This window comes from Intestinimonas sp. HCP28S3_D6, from assembly GCF_052065695.1.
GTDB lineage: Bacteria > Bacillota > Clostridia > Oscillospirales > Oscillospiraceae > Intestinimonas.
The window spans coordinates 1-826 of record NZ_JBQHTM010000142.1 but is presented as its reverse complement, the minus strand read 5'-3'; the positions used below and the strand labels follow the sequence as shown (position 1 = coordinate 826).

Annotated in this window: 2 protein-coding genes; both read left to right on the top strand. The window is 43.7% G+C overall.

Features of this window, described 5'->3' with window-relative positions; all coding sequences use genetic code 11:
* Nucleotides 1-108: 108 nt before the first annotated feature.
* Nucleotides 109-501 carry a TnpV protein gene (locus tag ACTNBK_RS17125; protein ID WP_441147898.1) on the top strand — a complete coding sequence of 131 codons (393 nt, stop codon included), beginning with the start codon at nucleotides 109-111 and terminating at the stop codon, nucleotides 499-501.
* A gap of 4 nt (nucleotides 502-505) precedes the next feature.
* On the top strand, nucleotides 506-787 hold the full coding sequence (locus ACTNBK_RS17120) for a DUF6809 family protein (protein WP_441147896.1): 282 nt from the start codon (nucleotides 506-508) through the stop codon (nucleotides 785-787).
* Nucleotides 788-826 lie beyond the last annotated feature (39 nt).

Genomic DNA, 826 nt, shown 5'->3' with positions numbered 1-826 from the left:
CAAAGATATGCCATACTTGTTGATGAAGAGTTCAGCTGCCTTGAATTTGACATGAACAGGGACACGATCAGCTGGATTCGGAGAAAAATCGAATACAGGAGGTCGCTTATGGAACACTTACCGAAGAAAACCTGTCAAAACGGTATCGGCTATACGCTGGTCGGTGACTATTATATCCCCGACTTACAGCTGCCGGAGGAAAGCCGCCCCATTGGGATTTGGGGTCGTATGCACAAAGCCTATCTGGAGCAGTGCCATCCAGCCCACTATAATGATCTGATTTTGTCTGGAAAACTCTGGACATATCTGAGCGATTTGAACGAGCAGGCACAGAACCGGCTGGATTGTATCATTGACCAGATGAAAGAAACGGAAAAAATCACTGAGGAATTGAAAGCCCGGGATCAGATGGCATGGGTCAGCGCAATGAACAGCATCCGAAACCGTGCGGAGGAAATTGTCCGTCACGAACTGATCTATTATGCAAAGGAGGTGCTGTGAGATTGTGTTAGATGACTTATATTGTGGTAATATCTACCCCGCAGAACAGGTGGTTCCTCATGAAAAAGAATACCGCAAGCTACATAGGCATACTGGAGAGCTGCTTACCGAGTTAGAGGAAAAGCTCTCTAAAGAGCAGATGGAGCTGGTCAACCAGTTTCACACCCATATAATCGATGTTCACTGTATGGAGTTGGAAGCACAATTTCAATACGGTTTTTCCTTAGGAATGATGCTTATGAAAGAAGTGTATGAGTTACTCAAACACCACCATAATAGTGATTAGTATTTTAACAATATACTCAAAATAAAAATGTCAATGGTT